This is a genomic window from Amycolatopsis sp. NBC_01286 (genome assembly GCF_035982555.1).
In the GTDB taxonomy this organism is placed as follows: Bacteria; Actinomycetota; Actinomycetes; order Mycobacteriales; family Pseudonocardiaceae; genus Amycolatopsis.
This window is the reverse complement of record NZ_CP108428.1, coordinates 2,829,183-2,856,120: the sequence shown is the minus strand read 5'-3', so window position 1 is coordinate 2,856,120 and position 26,938 is coordinate 2,829,183. Positions and strand designations below refer to the sequence as shown.

The 26,938-nt window shown below is 71.7% G+C and carries 24 protein-coding genes, 1 tRNA gene and 1 pseudogene; 11 read left to right on the top strand and 15 right to left on the bottom strand.

Annotation, left to right across the window (positions count from 1 at the left end; translation table 11 throughout):
- A complete protein-coding gene (locus OG570_RS13935; RefSeq protein ID WP_326956773.1) occupies positions 1-1,797 on the bottom strand; it encodes a serine/threonine-protein kinase in 1,797 nt (598 codons plus the stop codon).
- Between the two features lie 182 nt (positions 1,798-1,979).
- On the opposite strand from OG570_RS13935, the gene OG570_RS13930 reads away from it, so the two are divergent.
- Both OG570_RS13930 and OG570_RS13925 read left to right on the top strand, forming a co-directional pair.
- On the top strand, positions 1,980-2,960 hold the full coding sequence (locus tag OG570_RS13930) for a metallophosphoesterase (RefSeq protein WP_326956772.1): 981 nt from the start codon (positions 1,980-1,982) through the stop codon (positions 2,958-2,960).
- 29 nt (positions 2,961-2,989) lie between these two features.
- A tRNA-Pro gene (locus OG570_RS13925) sits at positions 2,990-3,063 on the top strand.
- A gap of 126 nt (positions 3,064-3,189) precedes the next feature.
- On the opposite strand, the gene OG570_RS13920 is transcribed toward OG570_RS13925, so the two are convergent.
- Positions 3,190-3,960 carry a methyltransferase domain-containing protein gene (locus tag OG570_RS13920; protein ID WP_326956771.1) on the bottom strand — a complete coding sequence of 257 codons (771 nt, stop codon included), beginning with the start codon at positions 3,958-3,960 and terminating at the stop codon, positions 3,190-3,192.
- 39 nt (positions 3,961-3,999) lie between these two features.
- On the opposite strand from OG570_RS13920, the gene OG570_RS13915 reads away from it, so the two are divergent.
- Positions 4,000-5,850, top strand: a complete 1,851-nt coding sequence (locus tag OG570_RS13915; protein ID WP_326956770.1) for a prolyl oligopeptidase family serine peptidase — start codon at positions 4,000-4,002, stop codon at positions 5,848-5,850.
- A 78-nt stretch (positions 5,851-5,928) separates the two neighbouring features.
- Here the strand turns inward: OG570_RS13915 and OG570_RS13910 are convergent.
- The 6 genes and pseudogenes from OG570_RS13910 to OG570_RS13885 all read right to left on the bottom strand — a co-directional run.
- Positions 5,929-6,120, bottom strand: a pseudogene (locus OG570_RS13910) (tautomerase family protein); the annotation flags it as partial.
- A gap of 36 nt (positions 6,121-6,156) precedes the next feature.
- Positions 6,157-7,182, bottom strand: a complete 1,026-nt coding sequence (locus OG570_RS13905) for a GNAT family N-acetyltransferase (RefSeq protein WP_326956768.1) — start codon at positions 7,180-7,182, stop codon at positions 6,157-6,159.
- Positions 7,179-8,219 (bottom strand): GNAT family N-acetyltransferase, encoded by a 1,041-nt coding sequence (locus OG570_RS13900; protein ID WP_326956766.1) that lies wholly within the window; start codon positions 8,217-8,219, stop codon positions 7,179-7,181. The genes OG570_RS13905 and OG570_RS13900 overlap by 4 nt, the downstream gene beginning before the upstream one ends.
- A complete protein-coding gene (locus OG570_RS13895; protein WP_326956764.1) occupies positions 8,216-9,274 on the bottom strand; it encodes a hypothetical protein in 1,059 nt (352 codons plus the stop codon). Before OG570_RS13895 ends, OG570_RS13900 begins: the two co-directional genes overlap by 4 nt.
- A complete protein-coding gene (locus OG570_RS13890) occupies positions 9,271-10,311 on the bottom strand; it encodes a GNAT family N-acetyltransferase (RefSeq protein WP_326956763.1) in 1,041 nt (346 codons plus the stop codon). Before OG570_RS13890 ends, OG570_RS13895 begins: the two co-directional genes overlap by 4 nt.
- The gene (locus OG570_RS13885; protein WP_326951699.1) at positions 10,308-11,033 is read right to left on the bottom strand and encodes a hypothetical protein; all 726 of its coding nucleotides are present in this window, start codon (positions 11,031-11,033) and stop codon (positions 10,308-10,310) included. The genes OG570_RS13890 and OG570_RS13885 overlap by 4 nt, the downstream gene beginning before the upstream one ends.
- Before the next feature lie 323 nt (positions 11,034-11,356).
- On the opposite strand from OG570_RS13885, the gene OG570_RS13880 reads away from it, so the two are divergent.
- Genes OG570_RS13880 through OG570_RS13860 form a run of 5 tightly spaced genes read left to right on the top strand, consistent with a single transcriptional unit; the run spans position 11,357 to position 17,413 of the window.
- The gene (locus OG570_RS13880) at positions 11,357-12,367 is read left to right on the top strand and encodes a glycosyltransferase family 2 protein (RefSeq protein ID WP_326956762.1); all 1,011 of its coding nucleotides are present in this window, start codon (positions 11,357-11,359) and stop codon (positions 12,365-12,367) included.
- A 59-nt stretch (positions 12,368-12,426) separates the two neighbouring features.
- Positions 12,427-13,605, top strand: coding sequence for an ATP-grasp domain-containing protein (locus OG570_RS13875; RefSeq protein ID WP_442788269.1), 1,179 nt, complete (start codon positions 12,427-12,429; stop codon positions 13,603-13,605).
- Complete coding sequence (locus OG570_RS13870) at positions 13,602-14,861, top strand: hypothetical protein (protein WP_326956760.1); 1,260 nt, start codon at positions 13,602-13,604, stop codon at positions 14,859-14,861. The genes OG570_RS13875 and OG570_RS13870 overlap by 4 nt, the downstream gene beginning before the upstream one ends.
- A 12-nt stretch (positions 14,862-14,873) precedes the next feature.
- Positions 14,874-16,691, top strand: a complete 1,818-nt coding sequence (locus tag OG570_RS13865) for a carbamoyltransferase family protein (protein ID WP_326956759.1) — start codon at positions 14,874-14,876, stop codon at positions 16,689-16,691.
- Positions 16,688-17,413, top strand: a complete 726-nt coding sequence (locus tag OG570_RS13860) for a hypothetical protein (protein WP_326956758.1) — start codon at positions 16,688-16,690, stop codon at positions 17,411-17,413. The genes OG570_RS13865 and OG570_RS13860 overlap by 4 nt, the downstream gene beginning before the upstream one ends.
- On the opposite strand, the gene OG570_RS13855 is transcribed toward OG570_RS13860, so the two are convergent.
- Complete coding sequence (locus OG570_RS13855) at positions 17,379-18,005, bottom strand: TIGR03085 family metal-binding protein (RefSeq protein WP_326956757.1); 627 nt, start codon at positions 18,003-18,005, stop codon at positions 17,379-17,381. The two genes, OG570_RS13860 and OG570_RS13855, sit on opposite strands and share 35 nt — an antisense overlap.
- Positions 18,006-18,078: 73 nt before the next feature.
- Here OG570_RS13855 and OG570_RS13850 point away from each other — a divergent pair, with 73 nt between their 5' ends.
- Positions 18,079-19,146: an NADH:flavin oxidoreductase/NADH oxidase gene (locus OG570_RS13850; RefSeq protein ID WP_326956756.1), complete on the top strand. Its 1,068-nt coding sequence runs from the start codon at positions 18,079-18,081 to the stop codon at positions 19,144-19,146.
- A gap of 342 nt (positions 19,147-19,488) precedes the next feature.
- Positions 19,489-20,877, top strand: coding sequence for a glutamate decarboxylase (locus OG570_RS13845; RefSeq protein ID WP_326956755.1), 1,389 nt, complete (start codon positions 19,489-19,491; stop codon positions 20,875-20,877).
- 49 nt (positions 20,878-20,926) lie between these two features.
- On the opposite strand, the gene OG570_RS13840 is transcribed toward OG570_RS13845, so the two are convergent.
- From OG570_RS13840 to OG570_RS13830, 3 genes are all read right to left on the bottom strand, one after another.
- Complete coding sequence (locus OG570_RS13840) at positions 20,927-21,403, bottom strand: Dps family protein (RefSeq protein ID WP_326956754.1); 477 nt, start codon at positions 21,401-21,403, stop codon at positions 20,927-20,929.
- Between the two features lie 31 nt (positions 21,404-21,434).
- A complete protein-coding gene (locus OG570_RS13835; protein ID WP_326956753.1) occupies positions 21,435-21,857 on the bottom strand; it encodes an organic hydroperoxide resistance protein in 423 nt (140 codons plus the stop codon).
- Positions 21,858-21,992: 135 nt separating this feature from the next.
- Positions 21,993-22,565 carry an NADPH-dependent FMN reductase gene (locus OG570_RS13830; protein ID WP_247058908.1) on the bottom strand — a complete coding sequence of 191 codons (573 nt, stop codon included), beginning with the start codon at positions 22,563-22,565 and terminating at the stop codon, positions 21,993-21,995.
- A gap of 137 nt (positions 22,566-22,702) precedes the next feature.
- On the opposite strand from OG570_RS13830, the gene OG570_RS13825 reads away from it, so the two are divergent.
- Positions 22,703-23,755 carry an alpha/beta hydrolase gene (locus OG570_RS13825; protein WP_326945019.1) on the top strand — a complete coding sequence of 351 codons (1,053 nt, stop codon included), beginning with the start codon at positions 22,703-22,705 and terminating at the stop codon, positions 23,753-23,755.
- Positions 23,756-23,869: 114 nt separating this feature from the next.
- On the opposite strand, the gene OG570_RS13820 is transcribed toward OG570_RS13825, so the two are convergent.
- From OG570_RS13820 to OG570_RS13810, 3 genes are all read right to left on the bottom strand, one after another.
- Positions 23,870-24,400 (bottom strand): hypothetical protein, encoded by a 531-nt coding sequence (locus OG570_RS13820; protein WP_326956752.1) that lies wholly within the window; start codon positions 24,398-24,400, stop codon positions 23,870-23,872.
- A 398-nt stretch (positions 24,401-24,798) separates the two neighbouring features.
- On the bottom strand, positions 24,799-25,395 hold the full coding sequence (locus OG570_RS13815; protein WP_247058911.1) for an acyl-CoA-like ligand-binding transcription factor: 597 nt from the start codon (positions 25,393-25,395) through the stop codon (positions 24,799-24,801).
- Complete coding sequence (locus tag OG570_RS13810; protein WP_326956751.1) at positions 25,376-26,902, bottom strand: MFS transporter; 1,527 nt, start codon at positions 26,900-26,902, stop codon at positions 25,376-25,378. The genes OG570_RS13815 and OG570_RS13810 overlap by 20 nt, the downstream gene beginning before the upstream one ends.
- Between the last annotated feature and the right edge of the window lie 36 nt (positions 26,903-26,938).

Sequence of the window (26,938 nt, the reverse complement as noted above, 5' to 3'; positions counted from 1 at the left end):
TCAGCTCTGGGGCATTTCCGACAGGACCTCCGTGTTCCACCACTGGTAGAGCATGTCCAGCTGGTTGGTGTCCGCGACCTTCGTGGACAGCAGGACGCCCGCGATCAGGTTCTTCTTCTCCGTCCACACGAGCTGTGCCGGGTCGCCCAGGAAGCACGTCAGGTACTCACCCTCGATGGGCTTCGGGACTTCCGCTCGGTAGTACGTGCCCCAGATCTTCGGGTACGTCTTCGGGCGGCACGCGCCTTGTGCGTCGTTTCGGGTGAGGCCCTGGGTCTTGACGACGTTCTGGAAGTACGCGTCCATCGCGGCCGCGTCGGCGAAGCGGTAGAACTTCGCTCCGGTCGGCTGGGGGAAGACCACGTTGCCGATCCTGACGTCGCCGACGTTCGAATCCGTGCACTCGACCGCCGCTGCCGTGCCGGTGGGCGCGGCCGCGTCCACGCACGTGTATTGCTTGTAGACGGCCGGAAGGGCGTTGTACAGCGCCATGTCGTGCTCCTGCTTCGGTGGCGAAGATTCCGAAGTGGACGGTGGTGGCTGCGAAGACGACGAAGTGGCAGGCGGCGAGGAGGACGAATCCGGCGGCACCGTGACCGGCACGGTCGGCGCCGGGCTGCCCGTCTGCGTCGTCTTGTCCTTGCTCACGAAGTACGTGACCAGCAACGCCACCACGACGATCCCGGCGAGCGCGCTGCACAACGCGATCCACCGGCCCCGCTGGGACTTCGACGGCTGAGGCTGCGACGGCGCGGTCAGCGGGGCCGGGCCGGTCAGCGGCCGCGGGCCCGTCGGCGGGCCGGTGTACGGCCCCGTCGGCGGGCCCGGGTACGGGCCGGTCGGCGGAGCCGCGTAGGCCGGCATCGGCCGTGGCGGGGTCATCGGCGCGGACAGGCCGTGCTGCGCCTGCAGAGTCGGCATCGGGCGTGGCGGGGTCACCGGACCGGGCAGCGTCTTCTGCCACGTCGGGATGGGCGCCGCGGCCGGCGCCGCTAAGGCGGTCCGGACGGCGGCCGCGAACGCCGCCGCCGTCGGGTAGCGGTCCGCCGGGTTCTTCGCCATCCCGCGCGCCACCACGGCGTCGAGCGCGCTCGGCACGCCCGGGCGCGCCTGCGAAAGCACGGGCGGCGGCGCGGTCAGGTGCGCGCCCATCTGCGCGGCCGCACCTTCCGCCTGGAACGGACGGTGCCCGGTGAGGCACTCGAAGAACACGCACGCGAGCGCGTAGACGTCGACGAGGCCGGTGATCGGGGCGTCGCCGAAGCGTTCCGGCGCCATGTAGTCGAGCGTGCCGATCACGTTGCCGGTGCCGGTGAGCGACGTCGCCTCGCCGCTCATCGAGCGCGCGATGCCGAAGTCCACGAGGTACACGAAGTCGCCGCTCGTGACGAGCACGTTCGACGGCTTGACGTCGCGGTGCACCAGGCCGTCCACGTGCGCGGCGTCGAGCGCGCCCGCCACCTGCTCCACGATCCCCGCGGCACGATCGGGCGTCAGCGGCCCCTCTTCGAGCAGCTCCTTCAGGTCCTTGCCCTCGACCAGCCGCATGTCGAGGTACAGCTGCCCGTCGATCTCGCCGTACGCGTGGATCGGGATCACGTGCGGCTCGCGCAGCCGTGCCACGATCTGCGACTCGCGGCGGAAGCGCGCGCGGAAGGCCTCGTCCGATACGTACGGGTCGGACAACAGCTTCAACGCGACGACGCGGTCGTGCGCCGTGTCGTAGGCGCGGTGGACCTCACCCATGCCACCGCGGCCCAGCAGGCCTTCGATCCGGTACGGCCCGAACTGCTCCATCGTTCTCCCCAAGCCCCCCGGCTCGACACACTGTGACAATCGGGGCTCCGCCCCGGGCCGGGGGCTCCGCCACCCGGAGCCCCCGAAAAGAAGCCGTGACAGGGCCGACGCAAATGCTAAGCGCGAGGTTCCCCGGAACGGGGGCGAAGTCATCCAACCGTTGAGCACGTATCCTGGAGCCCGTGAGCACGCTCAGTAACAAACCCACGTCGGGGGCGAAGGCGATCCGCCTCGCCGCGGGGACAGTGGCGCTCGGCGCCGCCACCCTCGGTTACGCCGTCGGCATCGAACGGCGCCTCTGGACCCTGCGCACCGCCGAACTCCCGGTGCTGGCGCCCGGGTCGCGGCCGTTCACCATCCTGCACGTTTCGGACCTGCACATGCTGCCGAGCCACCGGAGCAAGCAGCGCTGGGTCGCGGCCCTCAACGAGCTGAACCCGGACCTGGTCGTCAACACGGGTGACAACCTGTCGCACCACCAGGCCGTGCCTTCGGTGCTGCGCGCGCTCGGCCCGCTGCTCGACCGGCCCGGCGTGTTCGTCTTCGGGAGCAACGACTACTACGCGCCGAAACCCAAGAACCCGGCCCGCTACCTGATGCCGAAGGGCAAGAAGAAGCGCATCCACGGCGTCCAGCTGCCGTGGCGCGACCTGCGCGCGGCGTTCGTCGAGCACGGCTGGACCGACCTGACGCACGTGCGCCGCACGATCGACGTCGGCGGCCAGCGGGTGTTCGCCGCGGGCGTCGACGACCCGCACCTGCGCCGCGACCGCTACGCCGATATCTCCGGCCCGGCCGACAGCGGCGCGGCCGTCCGCCTCGGCGTGACGCACTCGCCGGAGCCGCGGGTCCTCGACACGTTCGCCACGGACGGTTACGACCTCGTGCTGGCCGGCCACACCCACGGCGGCCAGCTGCGCCTCCCGGGTTACGGCGCGCTCGTCACCAACTGTGACCTGGATCGCAGTCGCGCCCGCGGCGCTTCGCGCTGGGGCGCGCACATGTGGCTGCACGTCTCGGCCGGCTTGGGGACATCGCCGTGGGCCCCGGCCCGGTTCGCTTGCCCGCCGGAAGCGAGCCTGTTGACGCTGGTCCCGCGCGGGTCGGGGGCCGACGAACCGCGTAAGGCGGCCCGCCGTAAAGCCCGCGACAACGTCCGCTAGACTTCTCCACGACCCGTTAAGCAGTACCTCGGGGTGTGGCGCAGCTTGGTAGCGTGCCTCGTTCGGGTCGAGGAGGTCGTGGGTTCGAATCCCGCCACCCCGACGATAGTGCCGATAGGGCCGGTCTGCTGGCGGAAACGCCAGCCACTCCGGCCCTATCGGCATTTTTTGGGGTCGAACCCCAAACCCCGCCGGGCGGCTCCGCCCCCGGACCCCCGCGTGTGCGCGGCTAACGCGTTGCGGTCAGTTCCACCCAGCACTGGCTGAAGTCGCCGTCGCCGCTTCTGACCCACGTCCACGCCGAGCGGGCCGCGCTCGCCAGCTGGTCGCGGTCGCGGCCGTAGTCCGGGTCCGAGATCGCCGCGTCCAACCGGGACTCGACGTACCTCGCCAGGTCGCGGTACGTCATGTCCTCGCGGTAGCGGGGGCGCGAAACGATCTCGGCGAACCCCGCCGCCGCGCAGTGGTCGGCGATCTTGCGGCCGGCGAACGGGTCGCCGCCCGCACGGCGGCGCAGCAGGTAGTGGCCACGCAGGGCCGCGTCGACGTTCGCCGTCTTCGGGCGCAGCCGGGCCTTGCTCCAGTCCGAAGTGGACAGCGCGAGCCTGCCACCCGGCTTCAGGACGCGGCGCAGCTCCGCCAGCGCGGCCACCGGCGCGGCGAGGTGCTCGAACAGCGCGTGCGAGAACGCGACGTCGACGCAGCCGTCGTCGAACGGCAGCGCGTACGCCGACGCGACCACGAAGTCCACTGTGGACCGGCCGGCCCGGCGCGCGGAGTCGCGGGCCATCGCGACCTGACCGGCGTCGCGGTCGACGCCGGTGACGCGCGACCCGGCGCCCAGCCCCAGCGTGATCGAACCCGGGCCGCAGCCGAGGTCGACCACCCACATCCCCGGCCCGAACAGCGGCTGGGCGAACGTCGCGCGTTCGGCAGCCGTGCGCGCGGACATCATCGAAACCGCGTCTCGCCCGTAGCCCGGCGCGTAACCCTCCAGCACCCCGCACACAGTACGGCCAGAAGGTGGCAGGATCGAGGGGTGAGCACGCAGTCAGCCAACCAATATCCGCCCGCGGTGGTCCCGGACCGGCTGTTCGACGAGGCCGAGACCGAAGCCCGCTGGCGCGCCCGCTTCCACGCGCCGCGCATTTCCGTGCCCGACTGGGCCCGCGACGCCCCCGATCGATGCGTCTACGTCTCCAACTCCAGCGGTGTCTGGGAGGTCTACGCCTGGAACCGCGCGACCGGCGAGCACCGCCGCGTCACCGATCGGCCCAACGGCACCATGCACGCCACGCCCTCGCCGGACGGCGAGTGGATCTGGTGGTTCGACGACACCGACGGCGACGAGTTCGGCTCGTGGGTGCGCGAGCCGTTCGCCGCGACCGAGGGCAGCAAGCCCGAGAAGGCGGTGCCGGACGTCCACGACGGCTACCCGGCCGGCCTCGAGATCGGCACCGGCCTCATCGCGGTCGGCGTCTCGACCGACGACGGCAGCGAGCTGTTCGCCCGGATCGACGGCGAGACGCACCGCTTCTACAGCCACGCGGACGACGCCGGCATCACGTCGCTCTCGCGCGACGAGAGCCTGATCGCCATCTCGCACTCCGAGCACGGCGACTCGCGCCACCCGGCGCTGCGGATCCTCGCGACCGACGGGTTCGCCACGGTCGCCGACAAGTGGGACGGCGAGGGCAAGGCCCTGTCCGCCCTCGAGTTCTCCCCGCTGCCGGGCGACCAGCGCCTGCTGGTGCTGCACGAACGGCGGGGCCGCGAGGAGTTGCTGGTCTGGGACGTCCGGGCGGACACCGAGACGGAGATCGAGCTCGACCTGCCCGGCGAGGTCGTCGCCGGGTGGTACCCGGACGCGCGCGCCCTGCTGGTCGTGCACTTCCACGAAGGCCGCAGCTCGTTGTACCGCTACGACCTCGACGCGGCCGAGCTGTCCTCAGTGGACACTCCGGCGGGCCGGATCGGTGGCGCCGGCGTGCGTCCCGACGGGACCGTCGAGTACTCCTGGTCGAGCGCGGCCGAGCCGGCCGCCGTCCGGGCCCGCACCACCGACGGCGCCGACGCGGTGCTGCTGTCACCCCCGGGTGACCGGGCGCCGGGGTCGGAGCCGCTGACCGACGCGTTCGTCGAAGGCGTCGGCGGCCGGATCCACGCGCTGGTCTCGCGGCCGTCCGGGGCGCCGGATGGCCCGCTGCCGACGGTGTTCTCGCTGCACGGCGGCCCGCACGCGGCCGACGAGGACCGCTTCTCGGCGTACCGCGCGACCTGGCTCGACGCCGGGTTCGCCGTGGTCGAGGTCAACTACCGCGGTTCGACCGGCTACGGCTCGGCCTGGCGCGACGCCATCGAGGGCCGGCCCGGGCTGACCGAGCTGGAAGACGTCGCCTCGGTGCACGACTGGGCCGTCCAAAGTGGACTCAGCGACCCGAAGAAGTGCGTCGTGAACGGCGCTTCGTGGGGCGGCTACCTCTCCCTGCTCGCGCTCGGCACGCAGCCCGCGCGCTGGGCGGCCGGCGTCGCCGGGGTGCCGGTGGCGGACTACGTCGCCGCGTACGAGGACGAGATGGAGCAGCTGCGCTCGTTCGACCGCGCCCTCTTCGGCGGTTCGCCCGACGACGTGCCCGCGGTGTACGCGGAGTGCTCGCCGATCACCTACGTCGACGCCGTCACCGCGCCGGTGCTGGTGCTGGCCGGCGACAACGACCCGCGCTGCCCGATCCGGCAGATCGAGAACTACCTCGACCGGCTCGGCGGCCGCGAGCTGCACCACGAGTTCTACCGGTACGACGCCGGCCACGGCTCGCTGGTGATCGCCGAGACGATCAAGCAGACGTCCATCGAGGTCAACTTCGCCCAGCGGGCCCTCGGCCTGCGCTGATCCGCCCGAAGCCCGGCCCAAAAGCCGTGAAGGCCTCCTTACCGGCCATAAGAGCCGGGAAGGAGGCCTTCACGGCTTTCAGCGTTCCGAGTGCAGGACGCCGCCCGTCGACCAGTGGTCCGCGCCGACCTCGATGAGCGTCACCTGGACGCCTTCGGGCTTGCCGCCGCAGGTGCGGACGAAGGCGTCGGTCAGCTCCCGGACCAGGGCGCTCTTCTGGGCGGGCGTGCGGCCGGGGAACATCGAGACGCTGATCATCGGCATGGCGGGGCTCTCCTGAAGCGCGGCGGGTGGGACGCCGCGAAGCTAGCAAACCGGGACGGCCGCCGCGTACTGCGGGATGAGCCGCGCCCCGAGCGTCGCCTTCATCTCGGTCATCTTCTTGCCGAACACCACCGACGACCGCCCGTGCGCGATCGCCCAGCTCACCGCCTCGCCGTAGAAGTGGAAGTAGAGGTTGGGCCGCCCGCCGGCCTCGGGCCCGAGCGCGCCCCAGTGCCGCGCGATCGGGAGCTCCGGGTGGTCGAGCAGGGTGGCCACGGCGAGCAGCCGCCCGGTGCCGGTGTCGCGGTACTCGATCACCGTGACGTCGGGCTGGCGCAGCAGTTCCGTCAGGTAGCCGGTGAAGTGCGGCAGCGGCACGATCGGCACGTCGTGGTGCTTGCGTTCGTTGTGCCGCAACACTTCCGCGATGGCGACCGGGTCGGCTTCCTTGCCCGGCACGCACCGCACCTGGACGCTCGGGTCGGCGTCGAAGGTGCGGAAGATCTTGCGCAGGTTCTGCTTGCGCTTGCGGGCCAGCGAGTGCATCCAGTCGTCGCGGGAGCCGAACGCGCTGACGTCGAGCACGGCGATGTCCTCGGTCCGCCGCACCAGCCGGAACCGGCCGCCGACGGCGTCGAGCCCGGCCTCGCCGACCTGCCGGACCAGCATCCCGCGGAACCCGCGGCCGAGCTCGGCGCGGATCGCCGGGACGTACGTCTCGAGCAGCCGCGTCACGCCGCCGTCGTCGCCCGGGTCCGCGAACCACCAGCCGGGCTGCGAACTCGCGCCGGGCCCGCGGACGTCGAGGCCGCCGAGCCGGCCGCGGCGCGCGGTCGCGGAGCCGAAGCGGTTGCGGCGGGTCCGGCCGGTGACCCACGCGGCGCAGACGACGCCGCGGGGTTCGTCGCCGTCGCGGAGCACGGTGACCGGCTGCGGGGTCCGCGCGGCCCACGCCTGGGTCCGGAGCACCTCCCAGCTCCAGTCGGCCCGGAGCCCGGCGCGCTCCCGCAACGCCGTCCAGTACGCCGGTTCCGCGTCGTGGCGCGGGTCGAGCACGTCGGTCATCATCGGATCACCGGCCTCGGCACGACGGCCCCGGCCATCGGGGCCGGGGAGAACCCCAGCGACGTCTTGAGGTCGGTGACCCCGCGGCCCAGGGACAGGAACTTCCGGCGGTGCTCGATCATGTGCCCCACCCCGCGCGCGACGACGTCGAAGTAGAGGTGCTTGGGCCGGCCCTCGGCGGGCGGCAGCGCGGCCCAGTGCTGGTGCAGCGGCATCACCGGGTGGTCGAGCAGGTCGGTGAAGGCGAGCAGCCGGCCGTCGGCGTCGTGGTAGGTCGTCGTGACGACGTCCGGGCGCCGGATCAGCTCGTCGAGGTACTCGCCGGTGACCGGGCCGCGCTGGTCGAACTTCACCGGGCCCTTGGCCGCGCGGTGCGCGTGCAGCATCGCGGCCAGTTCGGCGCCGTCGAGGTCGTCGCGGGCGGTGCCGGCGCGGACGGTCAGCCCGGGGTCGGCGGCGATCTTGCGGATCTGGCCGCGCAGGCTCGACCGGCGGTTGCGGCTCAGCGTCGCGAGCCAGCCGTCGAGGTCGGTGAAGGTGTTCTCCAGCACCAGCGTCGGCTGGATCTCCCGGACGAGCCGGCCCCGCCCGGACACCAGCCCGGTGGCGTCCGGCGCGACCGCGCGGTAGACCACGCCGAGGCAGCCCGGCCCGGCGAACCGGCACACCGCCCGCTCGAACCGGCGCAGGATCTCGCGCTGCCCGGCCGGGTCGACGTCTTCGGCGAACAGCCACGCCGGATAACTGCTGAGCCAGGCGTGCTGGACCTCCAGCCAGCGCGGGCCCCAGCGGGCGACCCCGCCGACCGGGCCCGGGCCGGTGGCCGAACCCGGGCGGCACAGCATGGCGAGGACGGCGGCGACGATCGCGCCGCCGTCGGTGACCACGGTCAGCAGGTACGGGCTGCGCGAGTGCCGCGACTCCGTGCACAGCAGGCTGTAGTCCCAGGTCAACGGCGCCTGCTGGGCGTGCAGGAACGCGGCCCAGCCGGCGGGCTCGGGATCGGTGCGCGGGTCGAGCACCCGCACGGTGAAGGTCATCGGCCCAGCACCGGACGCGGCACGGCGACCGACCACAACGAGCGCGTGCCGAAGCCGAGCGCGGTCTTTTCGGCGAGCATCGCCCGGCCCGCGGTCAGTTCGGGCCGCCCTTCGGCGATCATGTGCGCCACGCAACGGGCGTAACAGTCGACATAGAGCCCCTTCCGGCCGCCGGCCGCGCTCGGCCGCGCCGCCCAGTGGTGCACCGCGCAACCCGCGGGATGGTCGATCATCGTGGCGAAGGCGAGCAGGCGACCGGCGTCGTCGCGGTAGGTCCGGGTCAGGACGTCCGAACGGCGGACCAGCGTGTCGAGGTAACCGGGCGCGACCGGGCTGCGGGTGTCCATGTGCAGCCCGCCGATCCGCGACCGCTGCCCGCCCGCCCACGCGCGTTCGTCCTGCCGGGCACGGTGGGCGTTGAGCAGCACGGCCAGCTCGTGCGGGTCGACGTCGGTGCGGCCGAACGCCGCTTCGGTTTCGACGTCCTGGTGGAGGTACCGCCGGACTTCGGGAGCCAGCCCGCGCTCCCATTCGTCCACTGTGGAATAGGTGTTGCGCAGCACAGCGGCCGGGTCGATCTCGCGGGCCGCGCGGCCACGGCCTTCAAGCGCGGGCACCAGTTCCGGGTTCATCGCCCGGTAGATCACCCCGAGCAGCCCGGGCCCGACGTACTCGCGCAACGCGCGTTCGAACTGCCGGACGGCGGCCCGCTCGTCGACGCCGTCGTCGAAGACGCACGCGGGGTAGCCGCTCAGCAGCGGGAGGTAGACCTCGGCCCAGCGCGGCCGCAGCCGGCCGCCGGAAAGCGGCCCGAACTCCCGGGACCGCCAGCCCCGGCACACCATCACCGACAGCGCCCCGACGACCCGCTCACCCTCGCGGACGACGGCGAGCACCGGTGGGTTCTTCGCCAACCACGCCTCGCGGCGCAGTAGTTCGTAGTCCCACACGGGCGGCAGGCACCGGGCGCGGAACGCCGCCCAGCCGTCGGGTTGCGGGTCGACGCGGGGGTCGACGACGTCCACTTGCGACACTCCGGTCACCGTCGCGGTCATCGGCCCAGCACCGGCCTCGGCACCGCCGCGGCGAAGAGCGCGCGCGGCCGGAACCCCAATTCCTGCTTCAGTTCGACCATGCCCCGGCCCGCCGAAAGTTCTTTCGCCCCGCGCCGCGCCATGAATCGGACAGCGCGGACATAAGCGTCGAAATACAGGCCCGCACCCCGGCCGCGTTCGTCCAGCGGCAACGCCGCCCAGTGCTGCAGGCTGGGGCTGTCCGGGTGGTCGAGCATGGTGTTCACGGCCAGCAGCCGGCCGTCGGCGTCGCGGTAGGTCAGCGTGTGGACGTCCGGGCGCCGGACGTAGCGGTGCAGGAACCCGGCCGACGGCATCGTGCGCGTGTCCAGCGGGAGCTTCCCGTACCGCTCGCGGTGCACCTTGATCAACGAAGCGACCTCGACGCCGTCGACGTCGTCCCGGCCGGGGCCGCCGCGCACCACCAGCGCCGGGTCCTCGGCGATCCGCCGGCCGCGGCGGCGCAGGCTCGACCGGCGGCCGGACGGGAGGGTCGCGAGCCAGTCGTCTTCGGTGGTGAAGCGGTTTTCCAGCACGGTCGTCGGGTCGGTCGGCTTGACCAGCCGGGCCCGGCCGCCGACGCCGGCGGCGAACTCCTCGCCGATCGCGCGGTAGACCACGCCCAGCAGCCCGGGGCCCAGGTGCCGCCGCAGCTGCCGTTCGAACTCGCGCACCAGCGGCTGCCGGTCGGCGGCCGGGAGCGCCGGCGCGAACACGATGCCCGGGAAGCCGCTCAGCCACGGCTGGTAGACCTCGGCCCAGCACGGACGCGGCGAACGACGTCCCGGCGCGGGCGCGAACCGCGAGGACCACGGCAGGCGGCAGACCAGAACCGACATCCCGGCGACGACCTCGTCCCCCTCGACGGCGGCGGCCACCAGCTGCGGGTTGCGCGCGCCCCAGGCCTCGAGCCCCATCAAGCCGTAGTCCCACACCGGGTGCAGCCGCGCGGTCCGGGAGAAGTCCGCCCAGCCCGCGGGCGCCGGGTCCGTGCGGGGATCGTGGAACACGAACCTCATGCGACGACGACCGGGCTGCCGTGACGCGGGCAGGACTCGATCCGGCCGGGCACCCCGCCGGCCGGGATGACGTCGACGAACCGCGGGGACTCCTGGCGCAGCAAGGTGAAGGCGAGCCCGCCGGCCGTCGGCCGGGCGTGGACGTGCGGCCAGTCGAGGTGCCACCGCCCGCAGCCGGCCAGCGCGCCGAGGTAGCCGAGCGCCGGGTCGTGCAGCACGCCGTACGGGCCGGCGTCCAGCGAGTCGAGTTCACGGTGCGGCACGGCTTCGACACGGTGCGCGCTGTCTTCGGGCAGTGCGGCGGTGAACGTCGTGATCGCCTTGTCGTCGCCGACGGCGAGCACGCGGTGACCGCGCGCCAGCACCGCCGTCAGCTCGCGGAGCACGGACGCGCTCGGCGCGTCGGGATCGGCGACGCAGCCACGAACGTCTTTCGGCAGGTCGGCAGGCGGGCGGAGATCGTCGTGTCCCAAAAGGACGATCAAGCTCCCGGGCGTGGGCCGGCGCGCCGTCCGCAGCACCCGGCCGAGGCCGCGCGAAGGGTCGGTCCGCTGCGCGCCCCCGGCGAGCGGGACCAGGTCCACGAGCTTGTGCACGGCTTCCGCGAGCGGTGCCGCGCCGCCGTTCGTCCCGGTGCGACCCGGTACCAGCACCGGATCTTCACGGCCGTCGAGCGCCCAGCGCTCGCGGTAGAACGGCACCGTGGCGAACGCCGAGCGCACCGCCCGCGCGTAGGCAGCACGCCACACAACACCAGCCCCCAGACTCCACATGGCCGGGGAGTCTGCGCCATCGCGGGGCGTAGTGGAAGGACTTCGTCCGCAGGACACCCCGAATGCCGGATGGGTTAATACTTTGGTCTGGGTCTGAACGGAGGAATTCGTAGTGAACCCGTCCCCAAACGTCGATCGGTCTGCTTATAACTCCGCAACGCCGCGCATCGACAAGCGGTCTGAGCAGATCCAACTGGGGTATTCATGAGCACCATTCGCACTGTCGGTGATCGGACGGACACGAATCCGGCATCACCCGCCCGGCGTTGCAGATGACCAGGGCATTCCCTGGTCCGGCGACATGCGGACTCACCGTAGTCATTCCGTGCTTCAACGAAGTCGACAACGTCGGACCGTCTTATCGGGAAATAACCAACGAACTGTCCGACTATTCACTCGAACTGTTTTACATCGATGACGGGAGCACCGACGGAACGCTGGGCGAGATCCGCACACTCGCCGCGGCCGACCCCCGGGTGCGGTATGTGTCCTTCAGCCGCAATTTCGGTTTCGAAGCCGCCTTCTCGGCCGGCTACCGGTACGCGTCGCAACCCTGGGTGCTGCACATCGACGCCGACCAGCAGTTCCCCGCCGCCGAGTCGCACAAGCTCATCGCGGCGGCCGAACAGGGGTACGACGCGGTCTTCGGCGTCCGCACGAACCGGCAGGACCCGCGGCTGCGGCGCTGGGGCACCGCCGCGTTCCACTTCATCGGCGCCCGCCTGCTGCGCATCGAGATCCCGCCGGGCGCCACGGCGTTCCGGCTGGTCCGGGCCGAGCTGGCCCGGAAGATCGTGGACCTGCGGCTCGGCACGCCGTACTTCCTGGCCACGGTCCCGCGGCTGACGAGCCGCTACACCTGTGTCCAGGTGGCACACCGGGCCCGCGAGCGCGGCGAGTCCAAAGTGGGCATGAGCTTCCTGTCGTCGCACGCCATCGAGCTGTTCGTCGGGTTCACCCGCCGGCTGACCACCGTGGCCTCGGCGACCGCGTTGTTCGCCGCCGGCTTCGGGGTGCTGGCCGCCGCGGCGGCGGCGGCCGGCCTGCTCGGCGCGAGTGCCACGGCCGTGACGCTCTTCATGCTGCTCACCGTGCTGTTGCTGGTGCTCTCGCTGACCGTGCGCTACCTCGTCGTGGTCGGCGCGGGGCAGCCGAAGCCGCGGCAGTTCTACATCCGGGAGGCGAACGTCGTGGTCGACGTCGAGGACCGGCTCTTCACGACCGAGGACCCCGAGGGGCCCCGGCGGATCGATGTGCAACTGGGGAAAGGCATTTCAGCGTGACAAGTTCCGAGAGAGGCTCCGCGAGAACCCTGGTGATCCTGGGCGGCGCGGACGGTGCGGTGAGCACCTACGAACGGGCCCGCGAGCTGGGCTTCCGCACGATCTGCGTCGACGTCCGGCCGGGCGCGCCGGGTGTCGCGTTCGCGGACGAGTTCCTGCAGGTCAGCGTGCGGGCGCCGGAGCAGATCGCGGCGGCGCTCGACGGCCGGCCCGACATCGCCGGGGTGCTCTGCCCGGCGAGCGACGTCGGCCTGCCGACGCTCGCGTGGCTCACCCGGCACTGGAGCCTGCCGGATCCCCTGCCCGAGTACGCGGTCCAGGCGTCGACGGACAAGTCCGTCTTCCGCGCGCTGTGTGACCACTTAGGACTCCCGGGTTACCGCAGTGTCGCCGGCCGCCCGGGCCCGGAGCTGGTCAACGCCGCCCAGCAGCTGCGGTTCCCGACGCTGGTCAAGCCGGTCGACTCGTCCGGCAGCCGCGGGGTCGTCTCGTGCTCCGGCCCCGGCCGGCTGGCCAAGGCGTTCACCGAGTCGCTCGCGTTCTCGCCGTCCGGCCGCCTGGTCGTCGAGGAGCACCTCGACGGCACGCACTACACGATCGAAGCGCTGGTCGTGGACGGCCGGATCGTCTTCCACGCCGTCACCGAACGCACGCTCACGCCGCCGCCGTTCTTCGTGACGTCGTCGCACCTGCTGCCCGGCGAACTGCCCGCGGACGCCGAGCTGCGGCTGATCGAGGCGCTCGACCTGATCTGCGCCGAGCTCGGCTACCGGACCGGGCCGCTCACGCTGGACGCCGTCCTGGGCCGCGACGGGCAGCTCTACCTCATCGAGATGGGCGCGCGGATGGGCGGAAACGGCCTCGCGGAAGCGATCCAGCACTGTTACGGCGCCGACCTGATCGCCGCCGGGATCGCGGCGGCCACCGGTGACGCGGTGGAGCTGGACCTGCACGCGGCGAAGCCGACGCTGGTGCACATCCTCGCGTCCGACCGCGGTGGTCATCTGTCCCGGGTGGACGGTGTCGAGGACGTCCGCACGATGCCCGGTGTGGTCGGGCTGCACCTGTTCGCCGACGAAGGGTCCTACGTCAAGCCGTACGAGCAGGCCGGCTACAAGCTGGGTTACGTCGTGCTCACCGCCCGGTCCGTGCCCGAGGTGCTCGCCGCGGAGAACGAGGTGCGCGGCACGCTGAAGTTCCTGCTCCACGAGCAGGACATGGCGGTACCCCTGCCGTGACGGGGTTGCCCCCCGCCGCCCCGCCGGTCGTGGCCCCGCCACGACCGGCGGTGGTGCTGCGCCTGCTCGCCGGCCGCGGGGTGTTCCGGTTGTCGGTCCAGCTGATGGGGCTGGTCCTGCTCACCGCGTGGGGCGCGCACGACTACGGGCGCTTCACGAACGCGCTCGGCCTGATGACGTGGCTGAACTTCGTGCCGGCCGCGGCGGAGAAGTCCGCGCTCAAGGCGTTGCCCCGGCTGCGCCTGACCCGGGACGCGGTCGCCGCGCTCGCGGTCCGGATCGCCGCCATGCCGGTGCTGGTGGTGCTGGCCGCCATGGTCGTCGCGCTCGTCGTCGCGCCGAAATCGGACGCGGCGCTGTACCTGACGGCGGCCGCGTGGTCGATCGCCGGCGGGCTGCTGATGACCGTGTCCGGTCTGCACCGGCTGCGCGACAAGTCCACTTTGGACGCGCTCGCGTTCGCCGCGGGCTCGGTCGTCGTCGGGATCGTCACGTGCGTGACCTGGGCGGTGCGGTGGTCCCCCGAGACGCACCTCGCGCTGCTGCTCGCCGGGCTCGTCGTGATCCTCGGCGCGTCGGTGGCCCTGCTGCCGAGGCCGTGGCTGCGCGGCGGCGGCGTGCCCGGGCACCGGCTCCTGCCGGCGTACGGGCGCAGCACGGTCCTGCTCGGCCTGACCGAACTGCTCGACGTGATCTCGACGTCGGTGGTGTTCGGCGTGCTGGCCCTGTCCGGGCGGACGACCGACAGCGGCCCGTTCTACCTGGCGCTGCTGGTGTCGAGCGCGTTCTGCTCGCTGCTGTTCTACCAGCTGAAGCTGCACCAGCCGACGGCGTCACGTCGCATGCGCGGCACCGGCGCCGTGGCCGGCCGGGCCCGCGCGTCGGAGCTGCTGAAGCTGGTCGAACGGGCCGGGATCGGCTTCGCCGTGCTGCTCGGGGCGGGTCTCGCCGTGCCGTCGACACGCGCGTTGCTCATGACCGAGGACAGCTACGTCGTGCTCGGGGTGCTCGTGCTCGTCGAGACGGCGCTGTACGCGACCGGGCTCTACGCGAGCTTCCTCATCGAAAACACCAACAGCAAGGTGCTGACCCTGACCTCGGGCACCGCCGTAGTAGCGCTCGCCGCCACCGCCGTCGGCGCCGCGCTGCTCGTGCCCCCGCTCGGGCCGGTCGGCGGGTTCGCCGCCCTCGTCCTCGCGCTCGCGGTCAAGGCGGCCGTCCTGCGGCGCCTGCTCCACCGCCGTCACTCGTTCTGAACTGGGAGAATCATGTACGTACTGGGCATCAGCAGGGTCCACGACTCGGCGGCGGCACTCGTGCGCGACGGCGAGATCATCGCCTTCGCCGAGGAGGAACGCTTCACCCGCAAGAAGCACGACGGCGGTTTCCCCGCCGAGGCCATCAAGTTCTGCCTGGAGCGCGCCGGGATCACGCTGGCCGACGTCGACCACGTCGCCTACTACTGGCAGCGCTGGAAGGAGGGCATCCACGCGGCCAAGGTGTTCGCGCGCTACTTCCCGGGCACGCTGGACGTCTTCCGAAACCCCAACGGCGACGAGGGCGGCCGCTCGTCGGGCATGGTCGACACCTTCAAGACCGGCGGCGGTTCGGGCCACGACGACTACCACGTCGGCGGCGCGGTCCTGGCCCACATCAAGCGGTCCTACACGCTGGAGCAGGACGTCAAGGACGCCACCGGGTGGACCGGCCCGACGAAGTTCAAGACGCACCTCGTCGACCACCACCGCGCGCACGCGGCCAGCGGCTACTTCATCTCGCCGTGGGACGAGTCCGCCGTGCTCACCTTCGACGGCATCGGCAGCGACGGCACCGCGACCTACCTCGCGCACGGCCGCGGCAACAAGATCGTCGACCTGCGACGCATCAAGTTCCCGCACTCGCTCGGCGCGATGTACGCCGGCGTCACCGGTTACCTCGGCTTCTACCCGACCCGCGACGAGGGCAAGATCATGGGCCTCGCGCCACTGGGCGAGGACACCTACGTCGACGCGTTCAAGCAGCTCATCCACCTCGACGACGACGGCGGCTTCGAGCTGGACCTGAGCTGGTTCGCCCACCACCGCACCGGCAAGCACGTGATGGCCGAGAAGTTCTCCCGCACCTTCGGCCCGGCGCGGCCGAAAACCCGCGTCACGGCCGCGAACCCCGTTCCCCAGCACTACTGCGACATCGCGTACGCGCTGCAGGTGACGCTGGAGGAAGCGGGCCTGCACCTGGCCCGGTGGCTCCAGCGCGAGACCGGCTCGAAGCGGCTGTGCGTCGCCGGCGGCGTCGCGCTGAACAGCGTCATGAACGGCCGGATCCTGCTGGAGACGCCGTTCGAGGACTTCTTCGCCCAGCCCGCGGCGGCCGACGACGGCTGCGCGCTCGGCGCGGCGCTGGAGGTCTCGGTCGGCAAGTACGGCAAGCCGCGCCCGCGCGAGGGCTACACCTACACCGGCCCGGACTACACCGAGGCCGAGATGGAGGTGGCGCTGCAGGACGCCGGCGTCGAGTACACCCACGTCGACGACATCGCCGCGCACACCGCCGCGAAGATCGCCGACGGCCGGATCGTCGGCTGGGTGCAGGGCCGGATGGAGTGCGGGCCGCGGGCGCTGGGCAACCGCTCGCTCGTCGCCGACCCGCGCGACCCGGAGTCGAAGACCCGGATGAACGAGAAGGTCAAGCACCGCGAGGCGTTCCGGCCGTTCGCGCCGTCGTGCCTGGCCGAGCGCGCGGGCGAGTACTTCGTCAGCGACTACCCGTCACCGGTGATGCTGCTGGTGTTCGACGTCCTGCCCGACAAGCGCGCCGAGGTGCCGGCGATCACGCACGTCGACGGGACCGCGCGGGTGCAGACGGTCAGCGAGGCGGACAATCCGCTGTACTACCGGCTGATCAGCGAGTTCGAGAAGCTGACCGGCGTGCCGATGGTCGTCAACACGTCGTTCAACGACAACAACGAGCCGATCGTGGCGAGCCCGGCCGACGCCATCGCCTGCTACCTGAAGACCGACGTCGACGCACTGGCCCTCGGCCCGTTCTGGGTCGAGAAGCCGCGGCTGGAGGAAGACACCGAATGACGATCTCCGCACCCGCACCGGTCACCCCCGATCAGGGGTGGGTCGGCGCGTTGTACCGGCGGCGGCGGTGGCTGTGGCTGGTGGCCGCCGTCCCGGCCGTGGTCACGACGCTGCTGATCATGGTGATCCTGCCGCCGGACCAGACGCTGGACAACGTCGGGGACTGGGCGTTCAAGCTGTGCCCGTTCCTGTTCGCGGTGCTCACGGTCGCGCTGTTCCCGCGCACGAAGCTGGGCCCGGCGCTGATCGTGTTCGCCGTGTTCGTCTACATGTCCTATTTGGACACCGAACTGGTGATGCGGGTCCAGGCGTTCGCCCGCGACGCGGCCACGGACGACGACGCGTTCCAGCCCGTCTACCAGTTCGAGCTGTTCGTGACGACGTTCATCGTGCTGTTCGCGCTGCTGGCCTACCGCCTCGGCGGCGGCCGGACGGCGAACGTGCTCAAGGCCGGCGTCGCGTCGATCCTGGTGGTCATCTCGGGCGTCAACGACCTGACGTTCTGGGCGCTCAACGACGTCTGGGCGGCGGGCACGAAGCCGACCGAGCTGAAGTGGGCGTCGCACATGATCGTGTTCCTCGGCGGGCCGCCGAGCGTGCCCGCCGCGGTGGCGTTCATGGCCGTGCACCTGGTGCTGGCCGCGATCGTCGTCGCGTTGCCGGTGGGGCGGTGGGTGAACCGGGCGCTCAGAGTCCCCGCTTCACCGACTGGAGCTTCGTGACCGCGGCCGGGTCGCCCTGGAAGTCCAGGTTCACGGCGTCCCGGCCGAACACGAACAGCAGCAGGTCGACCGGGTCCCCGACCACCGTCACGGGGTCGGGCCCGGTCTTGACCGCGGCCTCGCGGCCGTCGGCGGTCCGGAGGGTGACGCCGACCGGCGACTTGCGGAGGTTGAGCTTCGCGGCACCCTTCGCCGAGCGCCACGCGGTGGCGTCCCGGGTGGGGTCGGCCGGCCGCGGCTTCCAGTCCGGCTGCGCGCGGCGGACGTCCTCGTGGTGGACGAGGAACTCAGCGCCGTTGGTCAGCTCGTCGAGCGGGCCGATCGAGGTGGGCCAGAACTTCGACGGCCCCTGGCGCACCTGGTCGACGAGGCTCGCCCACGGCTTCGCGGCGTAGCGGTCTTGGACCTTCTTCGTGTACCCGGCGAGCGCGGGCACCGCGATGCCCGGCGCGGCGTCGATCCGGTGCTCGCGCACGACGAGGTGCGCGGCGAGATCCCGCGTCGTCCAGCCTTCGCACAAAGTCGGCGCGTCGGGCCCGAGGTCCTCGAAGAGCGAGCTCAACGCCTGGCGTTCGTCAGCAGCGACACCCATGTGTGTGACGCTACTCGCCGGTACCCGGGTCGGCGACGGGAAGAGACCGCGAGCACGTGTCGTTGATCGGGATGTGAGCCGACTCTTCAGCCCGATCACCGTCCGCGGCCTGACGCTGCCGAACCGCGCGTGGGTGTCCCCGATGTGCCAGTACTCCGCCACCGACGGCCTGCCAGGCGACTGGCACCTCGTCCACCTGGGCCAGTTCGCCACCGGCGGCGCCGGCCTGGTGCTGACCGAGGCGACGGCCGTCACCCCCGAGGGCCGGATCAGCCCGCAGGACACCGGCATCTGGAGCGAGGCGCACGCCGACGCGTGGCGCCGGGTCGTCGGCTTCGTGCACGCTCAGGGCACGTCGATCGGCATGCAGCTGGCCCACGCCGGCCGCAAGGGATCGACGAAGCGCCCGTGGGACGGCTCGGGCAGCGTCGCCACTTCGGACGGCGGCTGGCAGAGCGTCGGCGCCGACGCCCAGGCGTTCGGCACCTACGACCCGGCGCGGCCGCTTTCGACGGACGAGGTGAGCGCCCTGCCGGCGACGTTCGCGGCCGGCGCCCGCCACGCGCTCGACGCCGGGTTCGACCTGCTGGAGCTGCACTTCGCGCACGGCTACCTGGTGCACCAGTTCCTGTCCCCGCTGTCCAACTCGCGCACGGACCGCTACGGCGGCGACTTCGAGGGCCGCACCCGGCTGGCACTGGAGATCACCGACGCGGTGCGCGCCGAGGTTGGTTCGTCGGTGCCGCTGTTCGCGCGCTTGTCGTCGTCGGACTGGACCGAGGGCGGCTGGACGATCGAGGACTCGGTGCGTCTCACGAAGCTGCTGGCCGAGCGCGGCGTCGACCTGGTCGACGCGTCCTCGGGCGGCAACACCCCGAACCCGGACATCCCGGTCGGCCCGGGCTACCAGGTCCCGTTCGCCGCCCGGATCCGCACCGAGACGGGCCTGCCGACGGGCGCGGTGGGCATGATCACGGACCCGGAGCAGGCGGAGGAGATCGTGGCCTCGGGCTCGGCGGACGCGGTGTTCCTGGCCCGAGCCCTGCTGCGCGACCCGCACTGGCCGCTACGCGCGGCGAACGTCCTCGGCGGCGAGGTTCGCTGGCCGAACCAGTACGCCCGAGCCAAGTCCTGGCACTGACCCCGCAACCCACGTGATCAAGCCCGTCTCCCACGTGACTGGACTCGTATCCCACGTGATCGAGGCCGGAACCCACGTGTCTGGACCCGTCTCCCGCGTGATCCGACCCGTATCCCGCGTGATTGGGGACGGAACTCGCGAGTTCCGGCTCCGATCACGCGAGTTCCGGGCCCAATCACGTGAGTTCCGGGTCCAGACACGTGAGTTCCGGCTCTGATCACGGGGGTTCCGGGGCCGTGGCGGGACTGACTTTTGCCGCGAAAGGTCGGTTGCGGTCTCTTTCGGACCGGGACCGACCGTTCGCGCACGCGGCTGCCGGCGGATGGCGCTACCGTCGGTTTCATGGTTCTGCACCAGGGAAAAACCGACCGCCCGGACCGCGTCGGCGGCACGAATCCGATGTACGCCGGAGCGAACCCGGCGCTCGCGGCGGGCTTCGTCATGCCGCACGACAAGCTGCTCGACGCGCCCGTGCCACCGGACACGGCGCTGCAGCTCGTGCGCGACGAGCTGATGCTCGACGGCAACGCGCGGCTGAACCTCGCCACGTTCGTCACGACGTGGATGGAGCCGCAAGCGCGTGAGCTGATGGCCGAGTGCGTCGACAAGAACATGATCGACAAGGACGAATACCCGCAGACCGCCGAGCTGGAGCGGCGCTGCGTGAACATCCTCGCCGACCTGTGGCACGCGCCCGACCTCACCGACATCATGGGCTGCTCGACGACCGGGTCGTCCGAGGCCTGCATGCTCGCCGGGATGGCGTTGAAGCGGCGCTGGTCCAAGCTGGGCCGCACCGGGAAGCCGAACCTGGTGATGGGCGTGAACGTCCAGGTGTGCTGGGAGAAGTTCTGCGAGTACTGGGAGGTCGAGCCGCGGCTGGTGCCGATGGAGGGCGACCGGTACCACCTCTCCGCCGAGGAGGCGGTGGCGCGCTGCGACGAGAACACGATCGGTGTGGTGGCGATCCTCGGCTCGACGTTCGACGGCAGCTACGAGCCGGTGGCGGAGATCTCGGCGGCGCTCGACGCGCTGCAGGAGCGCGCGGGCTGGGACATCCCGGTGCACGTCGACGGCGCGTCGGGCGCGATGATCGCGCCGTTCCTCGACCCGGAGCTGGAGTGGGACTTCCGGCTGCCGCGGGTCGCGTCGATCAACACGTCCGGCCACAAGTACGGGCTGGTGTACCCGGGAGTGGGCTGGGTGATCTGGCGGAACAAGGAGGCGCTGCCGTCGGAGCTGGTGTTCAACGTCAACTACCTCGGCGGCGACATGCCGACGTTCGCGCTGAACTTCTCCCGCCCGGGCGCGGAGGTCGCGGCCCAGTACTACACGTTCGTGCGGCTCGGCCGCGAGGGATTCCGCGCGGTGCAACAGGCCTCACGTGATGTGGCGACGCACTTGTCGGCCGGCGTCGCCGACCTGGGCCCGTTCGAGCTGCTGACCCACGGCGATCAGCTGCCGGTGTTCGCGGTCACCACCCGCCCAGGCGTGAACTTCGACGTCTTCGACGTGTCCCGCAGGCTGCGCGAGCGCGGCTGGCTGGTACCGGCGTACACGTTCCCGGCCGATCGCACGGACCTGGCGGTGCTCCGGATCGTGGTCCGCAACGGCTTCACGCACGACCTGGCGGACCTGCTGCTGGCCGACCTGGCCCGGGTGGTCCCGGAGCTGGAGAAGGAAGGAGGCCGCCCCAAGGACCCGGCCAAGGCGACGGCGTTCCACCACTGAGCGCGCGAACGGCCGGCTCCCGGAGGAACCGGCCGTTCGCGAGACGGGGTCAGGCCTGCTGGGCCTGCCACATCCAGTGCGCCTCTTCGAGGGCGCGGGTGATCTCGATCAGCAGGTCCTGCGTCACGAGGTCGCTCTTGTCGGTCTCGTCGATGCGCTTGCGCAGCCGCTCGATGAGGGCCGACAGGATGTCGACGATCGCGCCGACGGTCGACTCGACCGACTGCCAGTTGTCCGGGTAGTCGGGCAGGCCGGAGCTCTCGACGACGGTTTTCGCCTTGCCGTTCGGCGAGACGCCGATGGCGTTCGCCCGCTCGGCGACCTGGTCGACGTACTCGCGCGCGGTGGTCACGAGCTCGTCAAGCTGCAGGTGCGCGCTGCGGAAGTTCGCGCCGACGACGTTCCAGTGCGCCTGCTTGGCGATGAGGGAGAGGTCGACCAGGTCCACCAGCGTCGCCTGGAGGGCGTTGCCGGTGATCTCCTTGTCGGCCTCGGCCAGCGGGCTCTTGATCGGCGACTTGGCCATGCTTGATCCTTTCCTGGAATCCGGAGCGGGATCAGACGGTCGCGGAGAGCGCGACCTCGATGTTCCCGCGGGTGGCGTTGGAGTAGGGGCAGACCTGGTGGGCCTGCTCGACCAGCTGGTCGGCCTGGGCCTGCTCGACACCCGGCAGCGACACCTTCAGCGCGACGCCGAGACCGAACCCGACGTCCTGCTTGAGCACGCTGACCTCGGCCGTGACGGTCGTGTCGTGCAGCGGCACCTTGGCCTGACGCGCGACCAGCTGCAGCGCGCTGTGGAAGCACGCCGAGTAGCCGGCGGCGAAGAGCTGTTCGGGGTTCGTCTTGTCCCCGCCCGGGCCACCCATCTCCTTCGGGATGGCCAACGACTCGTCGATGACGCCGTCGGACGAGGTGACCTCGCCGTTGCGGCCGTCTCCGCGCGCCGTCGCCACCGCGGTGTAGATCGCCTGACCCATGCTTCGCCTGCCTTCTTTCGGGAACGCTCCGCGTCGAGCGTCTCACTGGGTACAACATCCCGCACCCGCGGAACAGTGCCCCTACATGGCAGGCATCACGTGCTTCGGTTACCCGGCACCGGCCGGGCGAAACGCTCAGGAGTGGCGCGACACCGCGAACTCGGCGACCTGACGGCCGATCAGCCGCAGCGTGCGGGTGCTCTTCTCGTCGGACGCGCCGCCGCCGTCGTCGAACTTGGTCTCGGCCGAGTTGATCGAACCGCCCAGCGGGGTGGCCCAGCCGCGCAGCGCGTGCGTGATCGTGCGCAGCTGCTCGAGCGTGGTGACCGCGGCCTGCCAGCCGTACGCGACGGCGGCGAGGCCGACGGCGCGGCCGTCGAGGTAGGGGCGGGCGTCGTCGCGGAGGTCCTCGACGTAGTCCAAGGCGTTCTTGACCAGGCCGGACAGCGCGCCGTGGTAGCCCGGCGAGACGACGATCAGCCCGTCGGCGTGGCGGACGGCGTCGACGAGCTGCATCGCGCGTTCGTCGCGCGCCGGCTCACCCGCGTCGTAGAAGGGCAGCACCAGGTCCGGGCCGGAGAGCAGCCGCGTCCGGACGCCGACTTCCGCCGCGGCGGCGAGCGCGATCTGCAGCGCGCGTTCGGACTGCGAGCCCTCGCGCAGAGAGCCGCCGATCCCGAGCACATTGACCGTCTTGGCTGAAGTCACGCTTTCCAGGCTAACCCCTCCACTTAAGTGGAGGACCAGACTTTGGGACGGAGGTCCAGGTCACAGCCGGTGTCCCACTGGACCAGCTACCTACTGACAAGTAACATCTGGGCGGCACCGATGCACAGGAGGCAACGATGGCGATCCCGCTCCCGGTCCGCGTCCAGGCCGCCGCGTCCCAGCTCGTGTTCTGGCTACCCGAGCCGGTCCGGCGGGCGGTGGCCGGGCGCCCGGTGCGCCTCGACGGCCAGGACCTCGCCCTCGACGCCCAGCTGCTGCTGCGGCTGCAGAAGCTCTCCGGCGCGGAGCTGGTCCAGGGCTCGGTCGACAGCTCCCGTGCCCTGCTCGACGTCGGCCGGCACCTGGTGAGCGGCAAGTCGATCGAGCCCGTCTCGGTGCGCGAACTCTCGGTGCCGACCCCGGACGGCGATCTCCCGGCGACGCTCTACACGCCGGTCGGGCTGCCGGAGAAGTCGCCGCTGCTGGTGTTCTTCCACGGCGGCGGCTGGGTGATCGGCACCCGCGCCAGCCACGACAACGCCGTCCGCTTCCTGGCCAAGCACGCCGGGGTGCGGGTGCTGTCGATCGAGTACCGGCTGGCCCCGGAGTTCCCGTTCCCGGCGGCCGCCGACGACGCGCTGGCCGCGTTCGACTTCGCGCACGCCAAGGCGGGCGACCTCGGCGCCGACCCGGCCCGCATCGCGGTCGGCGGCGACAGCGCGGGCGGCAACCTCGCCGCGGTGACGGCCCAGCAGGCCGTCAAGCGCGGCGGCCCGGCACCGGCGTTCCAGCTGCTGATCTACCCGGCCACCGACTTCGCGCAGCGCTACCGCTCGCAGGACCTGTTCGCCGAGAACCTGTTCCTCACCGACGTGCACATGAAGTGGTTCGAAGGCCACTACGTGCCGAAGGGCAGCGACCTGACCGACCCGCGCCTCTCCCCGCTGCGCGCGGACGACCTGAGCGGCCTCCCGCCGGCCCTGGTCGTGACGGCGGGCTTCGACCCGCTGCGCGACGAAGGTGAGGCGTACGCGAAGAAACTCGCCGACGCCGGGGTCGAGGTGGCGTTGCGCCGCCACGAGGACCTGATCCACGGGTTCATCAACTTCACGGGCGTGGGCACGAGGTTCCGCGAAGCCCTCGCCGAGACGGCGGGAGCGTTGCGCCAGGGTCTGTCCATTCGCGACTGACGCGGGACCGGATCCGTCCACTGAGGACTGACCGGCGCCCCGGGAAACGACCCGGAGCCCGGCGCGGAGGAATGTCCGCCGCCGGGCTCCGGGTCCCCCTGTTTCTCCGATAGCTCAGCCCGCGGGCAGTGGCGGTACCGGCAGCGGCAACGGCGGCACCGGGAGCCCGCCGAGCAGGCCGCCGAGGATGCCCGTTACCGCGCCCAGCAGCGCCTTCACCAGGTCACTGACGATCTTCAGCGGTCCCGGCAGGTCCGGCAGCGAAGGGATCGGCAGCGGCAACGGCGGCAGCTGGCGCGCCTTGGCCGTCGGGTCGGTCAGCAGCCGGACGGACTCGTCCGCGCGGCCCTTGGCCAGCCCGGCGAGCTGCTGGGTGTCGGTCTGGATCGTGTAGCGCTTCCCGGCGGCGATGTCCGACATCACCGGGCTCATCTGCCCCAGGTCGGACCGGGTCGCGCCGACGTTGCCCGCGTAAGCCACCTTGGTCAGGTCGTCACGCATCTGCAGCACCTGCGCGGCGAGGGCCTGGGTGCTGGAGGAACCCTTGCCCCCGTCCGGGCTCGCCGCGGCGACACCGGCCGTCGCGACTGCCAGCAGACTGCCGGCGGCTACCAGGGCGATGGACCGCCCGAACTTGCCTTTCATACCTTTTACCTCCTGGCCTCGGGAGACCTGACGGGTTAAAGCGATACCCGCCGTATCGGAGATAAGCCACCCTCTCACCGGTTGGTGACGTTTTCCAACCCTTACGTGCCGGATGCGGAAACGGCGAACTCGCCCGCAATTGATTAACGCCGAAACCTTGCCAATACCCCTGAAGATCATCCGAACCGATCCCGTTTGTCACCAGGGGTCACGACCGTCCACTATGGAACAGTTCGGCCACTCGTTCGAGCGTAACCGGTGATCTATTGGCTTCATCACTCCGTAGGACCGCGTGTCGCGACTGCTCCAGAAGGGCGTCTCCCACGCTCGCACCGCCACTCACAAAGGTGCGCCGAAAACGCCGTTCCCCGTGGTGGGAGCACGAACCGGAAAATGCTTCAGAGCGGGAGGCCCGCCTCCAGATGCGCGAAGGCCTCGTCGAGCGAGTTCAGGAGCAGGTCCGGGTCGCCGCCGGCGGTGTAGAACGCCGCGAGCACGACGCCGACCACGGCGCCCGCCCAGTTGCGCACCTCGAAGTCGGTCGCGGACCGGCCGGCGCGGCGGGCCGCGAGGTCGGCGAGCAGGTCGATGCCGGCGCCGTACTGCTCCAACATCGGGGCGCGCAGCTCCGGCTCGTTGAACACCAGCAGCTGCCGCTCGCGCTCGTCCTGCCAGGCGTCCTCCGGCAGCGCCTCGTAGACGTCGCGCAACGTCGCCCGCAGCGCGCCGATCAAGCTCAGCTCGGGCGGCTGGGCCAGCGCGGCCTCGACCATCATCGGGTCGAGGGCGTCGTAGAGGACCGTCGCCTCCTTCGTCGGGAAGTACCGGAAGAAGGTGCTCGGCGAGATCTCCGCCGCGGCCGCGATCTGGTCGACCGTCGTGGCCGTGTAGCCCTGCTCCCGGAACAGCCGCAACGCGTGCCGCTGGATCGCGGCCCGCGTCTTGGCTTTCTTGCGCTCTCGCAACCCCGTGGGCTCAGCCGGCGACGACGTCATGCTCCGATTCTCGCGGCTCGGTCCCGGCGGCCGCGCGGCCGGGCAGGAAGAGCACCGCCAGCAGCGCACCGGCCACGCCGAGCCCGGCGCAGACCCACAGCGTCGCGGCCATGCCGTCGGCGAACGCGGCCCGCGCGGAATCGGCCAGCGCGGGCAGGTGCAGCTTCGCCGCGACGGCGACCGCGGCGGACGCGCTCCCGCGGGCCGCGTCGGCCACCGGCGCGGGCAGCCCCGCGACGGCGACGCCGTCGCGGTAGACGCCGTTGAGGACCGTGCCGAGTACCGCGACGCCGATGGTGCCGCCGACCTGGCGCAGCACCTGGATCAACGCCGAACCCGCGCCCGAGCGGCCCTCGGTCAGCGCGCCCATCGCCATCAACATCAGCGGCGGCAGGGTGCACCCGGTGCCGAGGCCGATGACGATCTCCCAGCCGAGGGTCAGGCCGTACCCGGCCGCGGCCGGCGCCGTCGCACCCCAGCCCAGACCCGCCGCGAGCAGCACGAACCCGCCGGTGACGACCACGCGGACGCCGGACGCGGCGACCAGCCGCTCGGCGATCTTCGCCGAGACCAGCATCCCGCCGATCAGCGGCAGCAGCCGCACCCCGGTCTGCAGCGCGTCGGCGCCCTGCACCGCCTGGAACAGCTGCGGCAGCACGAACAGCAGGCCCATCAACGCGAACGACGCGACGGTCGCGAGCACCGCGCCCCAGACGAACCGCGGCTCCCGGAACAGCGCGAGGTCGGCGAGCGGCGCGGCCACCCGCGTCTGCTCCCGGACGAACACCGCGAGCAGGACGGCGCCGAGCCCGAGCAGCCCGTACGTCACCGGGTCGGCCCAGCCGTGCTCGCCCGCGTGGACGAAGCCGTAGGTGAGCGCGACGAGCCCGGCCGCCGACAGCGCGATGCCCGGGTAGTCGATCCCGCCGTGGCCGGAGCCGCGGGTGAGCGGCACCAGCAGCAGCACCGCGACCAGGCCGACGACCGTCAGCGGGACGTTGATCAGGAACACCGAGCCCCAGGCGAAGTGGTCGAGCAGCCAGCCGCCGAGCAGCGGGCCGAGCGGGATGCCGACGAACGTCGCCAGCACCCACGTCGTCAGCGCCCGCGCCCGCTCCTCCGGCGGGAAGAGGATGTTCAGCAGCGAGAGCGACAACGGGATCAGGAACGCGGCGCCCACGCCGAGCAGGATCCGGGCGGCGATCAGCTCGCCGGGCGAACCCGCGTAGGCACACCACAGCGACGCCAGCCCGAACACCGCGAGCGCACCGAGCAGCAGCTTCTTCGGCCCGAACCGGTCGCCGAGCAGGCCCGCCGGCAGCAGCAGCGCGGCCAGCGCCAGCGTGTAGGCGTTGCCGAACCACTGCAGCTGCGTGGTCGTGGCACCGAGGTCGACGGCCAGCGTCGGCACGGCGACGTTCAGCACGGTCAGGTCCAGGCCGACGGTCAGCAGGCTCACCGCGAGCGCCCCGAGCGCCCACCACCTGCGTGGGTACAGCTGATTCATAGTGACCCCCATTTGGTAGTGACTACCAAATGAGAG

Coding starts and splice junctions, on each gene's coding strand:
- OG570_RS13880 (WP_326956762.1), top strand. CDS start 11,357: ATGACCAGGGCATTCCCTGGTCCGGCGACATGCGGACTCACCGTAGTC.
- OG570_RS13815 (WP_247058911.1), bottom strand. CDS start 25,395: ATGACGTCGTCGCCGGCTGAGCCCACGGGGTTGCGAGAGCGCAAGAAA.
- OG570_RS13860 (WP_326956758.1), top strand. CDS start 16,688: ATGACGATCTCCGCACCCGCACCGGTCACCCCCGATCAGGGGTGGGTC.
- OG570_RS13835 (WP_326956753.1), bottom strand. CDS start 21,857: ATGGGTCAGGCGATCTACACCGCGGTGGCGACGGCGCGCGGAGACGGC.
- OG570_RS13895 (WP_326956764.1), bottom strand. CDS start 9,274: ATGACCGCGACGGTGACCGGAGTGTCGCAAGTGGACGTCGTCGACCCC.
- OG570_RS13810 (WP_326956751.1), bottom strand. CDS start 26,902: ATGAATCAGCTGTACCCACGCAGGTGGTGGGCGCTCGGGGCGCTCGCG.
- OG570_RS13845 (WP_326956755.1), top strand. CDS start 19,489: ATGGTTCTGCACCAGGGAAAAACCGACCGCCCGGACCGCGTCGGCGGC.
- OG570_RS13825 (WP_326945019.1), top strand. CDS start 22,703: ATGGCGATCCCGCTCCCGGTCCGCGTCCAGGCCGCCGCGTCCCAGCTC.
- OG570_RS13935 (WP_326956773.1), bottom strand. CDS start 1,797: ATGGAGCAGTTCGGGCCGTACCGGATCGAAGGCCTGCTGGGCCGCGGT.
- OG570_RS13900 (WP_326956766.1), bottom strand. CDS start 8,219: ATGACCTTCACCGTGCGGGTGCTCGACCCGCGCACCGATCCCGAGCCC.
- OG570_RS13905 (WP_326956768.1), bottom strand. CDS start 7,182: ATGATGACCGACGTGCTCGACCCGCGCCACGACGCGGAACCGGCGTAC.
- OG570_RS13820 (WP_326956752.1), bottom strand. CDS start 24,400: ATGAAAGGCAAGTTCGGGCGGTCCATCGCCCTGGTAGCCGCCGGCAGT.
- OG570_RS13840 (WP_326956754.1), bottom strand. CDS start 21,403: ATGGCCAAGTCGCCGATCAAGAGCCCGCTGGCCGAGGCCGACAAGGAG.
- OG570_RS13865 (WP_326956759.1), top strand. CDS start 14,874: ATGTACGTACTGGGCATCAGCAGGGTCCACGACTCGGCGGCGGCACTC.
- OG570_RS13855 (WP_326956757.1), bottom strand. CDS start 18,005: ATGGGTGTCGCTGCTGACGAACGCCAGGCGTTGAGCTCGCTCTTCGAG.
- OG570_RS13890 (WP_326956763.1), bottom strand. CDS start 10,311: ATGAGGTTCGTGTTCCACGATCCCCGCACGGACCCGGCGCCCGCGGGC.